This is a genomic window from Escherichia sp. Lx600-2, from assembly GCF_036662595.1.
Taxonomy (GTDB): domain Bacteria; phylum Pseudomonadota; class Gammaproteobacteria; order Enterobacterales; family Enterobacteriaceae; genus Escherichia; species Escherichia coli.
Genome location: NZ_JAYQWM010000134.1, coordinates 1 through 6,940, shown reverse-complemented (window position 1 = coordinate 6,940; position 6,940 = coordinate 1). Strand labels below are relative to the sequence as shown.

Sequence of the window (6,940 nt, the reverse complement as noted above, 5' to 3'; positions counted from 1 at the left end):
TTAACTGTTCTATTAGTTTTATAATTTGTAAGAATATATTACAACTTAGTCTCATTTCGTCAGAAATTAATAGGGAAGCAGAGGAAAAAGTGCGATGAATTCTGTATCGAAGCGTATCAACTCCGTGAAAGGTTTTGAGTGAATATCTTCTATTGCAAAAAGACAAATGCCCGATGTAAGCTGTACATCGGGCATTTTTTCAAACGAATCAGATAGCTTTCGCCATCTTCAAATTACATGGGCTCATCTGCCAGTTGAACTCGCCTTTTCCGCTTTCATCAAGCGTTACGCTGGCAATGGCCGAGGTGGTAAACATAGGCGGCGTTTCGCCCGGACATAACTCGGCGACCAGATACCCAACTAACGGTAAGTGGGAGATAACCAACACCGAAGCAACACCTTCATTGGTCAACGCCTGCAAATAGGCACTGACCAGACCAACATCGCCGCAGGGCGTTAACTCCGGCAGAACTTCTGCACTGGAAGGCAGGTTCAGACAGTCCCCTACTTCCTCCAATGTTTGCTCGGCTCGCAGGAACGGGCTCACCAGAACGCGTTCGATTTCCACTTTTTGACCTTTCAGCCAGTTCGCCATCAGGCGAGATTCGTCACAACCGTTAGTGGTCAGAGGACGAACCGAATCACTGGCGGCATCGAGGGCTGCGTCGCCGTGACGCATGATAAAAACTTGCATATTGCACCGCTTTTGTTAACCAGATTCGCCCGTTTTCTTTCATCTGAAACCAGAGAAAGAAAACGGTGGCCGGCATTGTGCCTTATCCATTCACCGAATGAAACGCTGTTTTTTACCTCAATGGCGTAAGTATAGTCAATATGCGTTTACATTTTAACCAACAATCCGCCATTCAGCGCGGATTCATATAGCTTTGACCCTTTTAATGAGGGTCAGTTGCACTTGTTTTCCAAAAACTTTCCCCACGCGCCCCCATCTCGACTAAACGCTCGCAAGGGGTAAAACGTGAACCATACTGCGTGGCCAGTCGTTGCATTATTGCAACCACTTCGCCCGCGCCGAGAGAATCGATATAGCGAAACGGTCCACCGAGAAATGGCGGAAAACCAATGCCAAATACCGCACCAATATCCCCGTCACGCACGCTACGGATAACCTGCTCATCAACACAACGTACTGCTTCATTCAGCATCAACATCACACACCGTTCAGCAACCTGCGGTGCGGAGAGTCGCCCCTGCCCTTGTGCGCCAATGAGCGGGTAAATGGCAGGATCGACCTGTTTTTTGCTTTTACGCCCTTTCTGACCATAAAGATAGAAACCTCGACCATTTTTTCTGCCTTTGCGATCGTCGTTCAAAATTGAAGAAACAACATTTGCAGGCGCGCTAAAACGTTCTCCATAAGCGGCTTCCAGTACAGGAATAATTTTAGTCCCGGTGTCGATTCCTACCTCATCCAAAAGTTGGATTGGACCTACCGGAAAACCAAATTTCACTAGCGCGGCATCAATGTGCTCTACCCGTTCACCTTCGGTCAGCATGCGGATAGCTTCATTAATGTAAGGCGCTAAGATGCGATTGACGTAAAACCCGGCTTTGTCACGCACGACGATTGGCGTTTTGCCCTGTTTTTTCGCCAGTTTTACCGTAGTGGCGATGGTTTGCGCCGATGTACCCGCATGAGGAATAATCTCCACCAGCGGCATTTTTTCCACCGGGCTGAAGTAATGCAGGCCAATAACCTGCTCAGGTCGCGCGGCGTGAGCGGCGATATCACCAATCGGTAAAGATGAAGTATTCGAAGCAAAGATGGTATGAGCGGCGCAGTTTTGCTCAACTTCCGCCACCATCTGTTGTTTCAATTCGAGATTTTCAAACACCGCTTCAATAATCAGATCGCGATGGGTAAAGCCGCGATAGTCCGTCGTTCCGGAGATTAATGCCAGCTGTTTGTCACGTTCGCTGGCTTTGAGATGACGACGGCGAACTTTGCCCTCCAGCTGATCCCAACTGTACTTCAGCGCATGATTTATGCCCTGCGGGTTGATATCTTTAATTCTGACCGGAATCCCCGCTTTACAAGCAGTGACATAAGCAATACCGCCGCCCATCAAGCCACCACCTAAAATCCCCACGCTGTTTAATGGCGCAGGCGGCGCATCACTGCCGGGATCTTTCTTCACTTCCGTACTGGCAAAAAAGAGACTACGCAAAGCTTGCGATTGTGGCGTCATCGCCAGTTCGCCAAACGCCCGTGCTTCAGCGTCATAGCCACTGCTGGTGCCCTGCGCTAATCCCGTTTCAACAACCTCCAGGATGCGTTCTGTCGCCGGATAATTGCCTTGAGTTTTGTGTTCTGTTTTCTTGCCGACCATTTTGAACAGCAGCGCACGACCTAACGGCCCCGCCAGAATACGCTCGCGTACAGGTAGAGGGCGGGAAGATGGACGATCCTGCTTTGCCAGCTCAACAGCGGCTTCCAGCAGAATGGAGTGCGGAACAACGTCATCCACCAGCCCCAGCTTTAATGCCTGTTTCGCCCGAAGTTGTTTTCCGGTGAGGATCATCTCTAATGCTGTGCTGACGCCTATCAGACGCGGTAAACGCTGGGTGCCGCCTGAACCGGGTAACAATCCAAGTTGTACTTCAGGCAAACCGAGCACCGTTTTAGGATCGTCAGTACAAATGCGACCGTGGCACGCCAGCGCCAACTCCAGCCCACCACCCAGGCAAGCGCCATGAATAGCCGCGATAACCGGAATGGGCAAAGCATGAATCTCCGCCATCAACTGTTGGCCCTGCCGCGCCAGAGCTTCCGCTTCTTGCGCCGTTTTGCAGTTGCCGATCATGTTGATGTCTGCGCCAGCAATGAAGTTGTCCGGTTTAGCGGAGACAAACACCACGCCTCGCAACTCTTTGTTTTCACGGAGTTGCTTAATAATGGCGCGCACCTGCGAGGCAAACTCCGCCTTCAGGGTATTCATTTTCTCACCCGGTACGTCGATGGTGATAACGGCAATGTTGTCCAGACGAACATTAAGGGTAAACGCTGATGTCATTTCCATTATTCCGCCTCCAGAACCATTGCCGCGCCAAGCCCACCGGCAGCACAGGCGGTAACTAAACCAAATCCACCGCCGCGACGGCGAAGTTCATGCAATGTCTGGGTAATCATCCGCGCGCCGGTCGCCGCGAAGGGATGCCCGTAAGCAATCGAACCGCCAAGCACGTTAAATTTGCTATCGTCCACTTCGCCAGTGGCATGTGCACGCCCCAGTGCTTCACGAGCAAAACGTTCACTACCCAGCAACTGAATATTCGCCAGTGTCTGAGCTGCAAAAGCTTCGTGCATATCGATCAATGTCAGATCGCTCATCGTCAAACCGGCACGCTCCAGCGCCAGCGGTGTTGACCAGGCTGGACCGAGCAACATGTCCTGCCAGACATCGATAGCGGTAAATGCGTAGCTGCGCAGATATCCCAGCGGTACCAGCCCTAATTCTTTCGTCCGGGATTCAGTCATCAGGATCACCGCCGCTGCGCCATCGGTCAGCGGCGTACTGTTCGCCGCCGTTACCGTTCCGTGTTTACGATCAAACGCCGGACGCAGCTTTGCGTAATCAGCAAGCGAGGAATTACCGCGAATATTGTTGTCTTCAGCGAGCAGTTGTTTATAAGGAGGGATAAAGGCAGTCATCACCTCTTCTTTGAGTTTCCCTTCTGACCACGCCTGGGCGGCACGCTGATGCGAACGGTGGGCTAACGCATCTTGCTGTTCACGAGTGATGCCGTAGGTTTTCGCCATTTGCTCTGCAGTGTCGCCCATCCGCAAGCCGGTAGAATATTCTGCTACCGCAGGTGGTACGGGCATTAAGTCGCGCAAACGCAGGCGAGAGAAGAGTTTCAGACGCTGACTCATTGTGCGGGCTTTGTTGACATCAACCAGCACGCGCGCCAGTTTTTTACTGACGCCAATTGGCAATACCGAAGAGGAATCTGCCCCACCGGCAATCCCCGCTCGGATAGTCCCCGCCATCAGGCTTTCTGCGACGTTTGCAACCGCCTGGAAACTGGTAGCGCAAGCGCGGCTGACGCTGTAAGCATCGGTATGCACATTCATTCCAGTACCGAGAACAATTTCACGCGCAATGTTGGGAGCTTCAGGCATTTGTACGACCTGACCAAAGACCAGTTGTTCAATCACTTCGGCGGGGATCTCGCTGCGTGCCAGCAGTTCGCCTACCACCATCATCCCTAAATCAACCGCGGGAATGCCATGAAAAGCCGTCGCCTGGCGGGCAAAAGGCGTACGTAAACCGCTAACAATGGCGATACGATCGCCCTGACGGGTAACCAGCGGTAAAACCTGACCCATAACACTCCCCTGTAAATAAAGTGGTCTGACCTGATCATAGTCTTAACCATTTTTTTACATTTAGCCAAGCGGAGAAAAGGGAAAGTGGGAGCTATGACACAGAGAGAAAAGAAGAAGAGAAAAGAAAACGCCCCTGCCAGCAATTGACAGGGGCGTACGTACCCGAGAGGAATTAACGCAGACCCAGCTGGAAGATCAGCATTTCAGCTTCGCAGGCAAAAGTGAAATCGATATCCAGGCGCACACCATCAGACTCTTCAGTGAAAGTCGGGGAGATTTTGCACGGTTCGGATTCCACGCTACGGGCTTTTTCAGTCAGCGCCGCCAGCGTTTGTTCTGCTTCTGCGCGGTTTGCAAACACGCGGCTGTAAGACGCGGTGCAGTCGGAGTTGTCCATAATGGTGCCAACATCCATACAGCAGCAAACCGGGGTTTCATCAGCACTACATTTACTCATCGTTGATTTCCTCTGTATGTGCACCCAAGGTGCCAGATAAACGTTGTGGATATTTTACGCTTCCGGAAAGTGCTGCTCCAGTTGTTAATTCTGCAAAATCGGATAAGTGACCGAAATCACACTTAAAAATGATCTAAAACAAAATTCACCCGAATCCATGAGTGCGACACCTCCAAATTTTGCCAGCTGGATCGCGTTTCTTAGATCATATTTGAAAAAAGATAGAAACATACTTGCAACATTCCAGCTGGTCCGACCTATACTCTCGCCACTGGTCTGATTTCTAAGATGTACCTCAGACCCTACACTTCGCGCTCCTGTTACAGCACGTAACATAGTTTGTATAAAAATAAATCATTGAGGTTATGGTCATGAGCCAGAAAACCCTGTTTACAAAGTCTGCTCTCGCAGTCGCAGTGGCACTTATCTCCACCCAGGCCTGGTCGGCAGGCTTTCAGTTAAACGAATTTTCTTCCTCTGGCCTGGGCCGGGCTTATTCAGGGGAAGGCGCAATTGCCGATGATGCAGGTAACGTCAGCCGTAACCCCGCATTGATTACTATGTTTGACCGCCCGACATTTTCTGCGGGTGCGGTTTATATTGACCCGGATGTAAATATCAGCGGAACATCTCCATCTGGTCGTAGCCTGAAAGCCGATAACATCGCGCCTACGGCATGGGTTCCGAACATGCACTTTGTTGCACCGATTAACGACCAATTTGGTTGGGGCGCTTCTATTACCTCTAACTATGGCCTGGCAACAGAGTTTAACGATACTTATGCAGGCGGCTCTGTCGGGGGTACAACCGACCTTGAAACCATGAACCTGAACTTAAGCGGTGCGTATCGCTTAAATAATGCATGGAGCTTTGGTCTTGGTTTCAACGCCGTCTACGCTCGCGCGAAAATTGAACGTTTCGCAGGCGATCTGGGGCAGCTGGTTGCTGGTCAGATTATGCAATCTCCTGCTGGACAAACTCAGCAAGGGCAAGCATTGGCAGCTACCGCCAACGGTATCGACAGTAATACCAAAATCGCTCATCTGAACGGTAACCAGTGGGGCTTTGGCTGGAACGCCGGTATCCTGTATGAACTGGATAAAAATAACCGCTATGCACTGACCTACCGTTCTGAAGTGAAAATTGACTTCAAAGGTAACTACAGCAGCGATCTTAATCGTGCGTTTAATAACTACGGCTTGCCAATTCCTACTGCGACAGGTGGCGCAACGCAGTCAGGTTATCTGACGCTGAACCTGCCTGAAATGTGGGAAGTGTCGGGTTATAACCGTGTTGATCCGCAGTGGGCGATTCACTATAGCCTTGCTTATACCAGTTGGAGTCAGTTCCAGCAGCTGAAAGCGACCTCAACCAGTGGCGACACGCTGTTCCAGAAACATGAAGGCTTTAAAGATGCTTACCGCATCGCGTTGGGTACCACTTATTACTACGATGATAACTGGACCTTCCGTACCGGTATCGCCTTTGATGACAGCCCAGTTCCGGCACAGAATCGTTCTATCTCCATTCCGGACCAGGACCGTTTCTGGCTGAGTGCAGGTACGACTTACGCATTTAATAAAGATGCTTCAGTCGACGTTGGTGTTTCTTATATGCACGGTCAGAGCGTGAAAATTAACGAAGGCCCATACCAGTTCGAGTCTGAAGGTAAAGCCTGGCTGTTCGGTACTAACTTTAACTACGCGTTCTGATAACACGCTAGCTTAGTTAAAGTCACCTGCATAGCAGGTGGCTTTAACTCCCCCACTTCACCGAAAGTAGTTTCCTCATTGCTTGCCTCCTGAGTTTTGCAAACAGCCTGATGGCAGCTTGCCCTTTCAAATCAGTAAGTGGTATCCACAGACAAACATGAAGGGAAAGGCATATTTTCAGGCGTTCTGCTCGTCCTTCTCAAAGAGTTTACTTTTTTGAATTTCCAGGATACTCAAACCACCCTGGCTATTGTGCGCTTATACACGCAAATTAAAGATAGGTTCTAAATAAATGAGCGTTATTTGATAGTCTATTTTATTAGGTAATATATATTTGTAACAAATCAATCAACATGGAATAAAATCATGCTACCATCTATTTCAATCAACAATACCAGCGCAGCTTACCCAGAATCCATC

At 50.0% G+C, this 6,940-nt stretch carries 5 protein-coding genes; 1 reads left to right on the top strand and 4 read right to left on the bottom strand.

What is annotated here, in order from left to right:
* Window positions 1-208: 208 nt before the first annotated feature.
* From sixA to OQV04_RS22845, 4 genes are all read right to left on the bottom strand, one after another.
* The gene (gene sixA / locus OQV04_RS22860) at window positions 209-694 is read right to left on the bottom strand and encodes a phosphohistidine phosphatase SixA (RefSeq protein WP_001195817.1); all 486 of its coding nucleotides are present in this window, start codon (window positions 692-694) and stop codon (window positions 209-211) included.
* Between the two features lie 202 nt (window positions 695-896).
* On the bottom strand, window positions 897-3,041 hold the full coding sequence (gene fadJ / locus OQV04_RS22855) for a fatty acid oxidation complex subunit alpha FadJ (RefSeq protein ID WP_032281320.1): 2,145 nt from the start codon (window positions 3,039-3,041) through the stop codon (window positions 897-899).
* The gene (gene fadI, locus OQV04_RS22850; protein WP_032281321.1) at window positions 3,041-4,351 is read right to left on the bottom strand and encodes an acetyl-CoA C-acyltransferase FadI; all 1,311 of its coding nucleotides are present in this window, start codon (window positions 4,349-4,351) and stop codon (window positions 3,041-3,043) included. Before fadI ends, fadJ begins: the two co-directional genes overlap by 1 nt.
* 172 nt (window positions 4,352-4,523) lie before the next feature.
* Window positions 4,524-4,808 carry a YfcZ/YiiS family protein gene (locus OQV04_RS22845; RefSeq protein WP_000030901.1) on the bottom strand — a complete coding sequence of 95 codons (285 nt, stop codon included), beginning with the start codon at window positions 4,806-4,808 and terminating at the stop codon, window positions 4,524-4,526.
* 371 nt (window positions 4,809-5,179) lie between these two features.
* Here OQV04_RS22845 and fadL point away from each other — a divergent pair, with 371 nt between their 5' ends.
* Window positions 5,180-6,520, top strand: a complete 1,341-nt coding sequence (fadL, locus tag OQV04_RS22840) for a long-chain fatty acid transporter FadL (protein ID WP_001295701.1) — start codon at window positions 5,180-5,182, stop codon at window positions 6,518-6,520.
* Window positions 6,521-6,940 lie beyond the last annotated feature (420 nt).

Coding starts and splice junctions, on each gene's coding strand:
- fadJ (WP_032281320.1), bottom strand. CDS start 3,041: ATGGAAATGACATCAGCGTTTACCCTTAATGTTCGTCTGGACAACATT.
- fadI (WP_032281321.1), bottom strand. CDS start 4,351: ATGGGTCAGGTTTTACCGCTGGTTACCCGTCAGGGCGATCGTATCGCC.
- OQV04_RS22845 (WP_000030901.1), bottom strand. CDS start 4,808: ATGAGTAAATGTAGTGCTGATGAAACCCCGGTTTGCTGCTGTATGGAT.
- fadL (WP_001295701.1), top strand. CDS start 5,180: ATGAGCCAGAAAACCCTGTTTACAAAGTCTGCTCTCGCAGTCGCAGTG.
- sixA (WP_001195817.1), bottom strand. CDS start 694: ATGCAAGTTTTTATCATGCGTCACGGCGACGCAGCCCTCGATGCCGCC.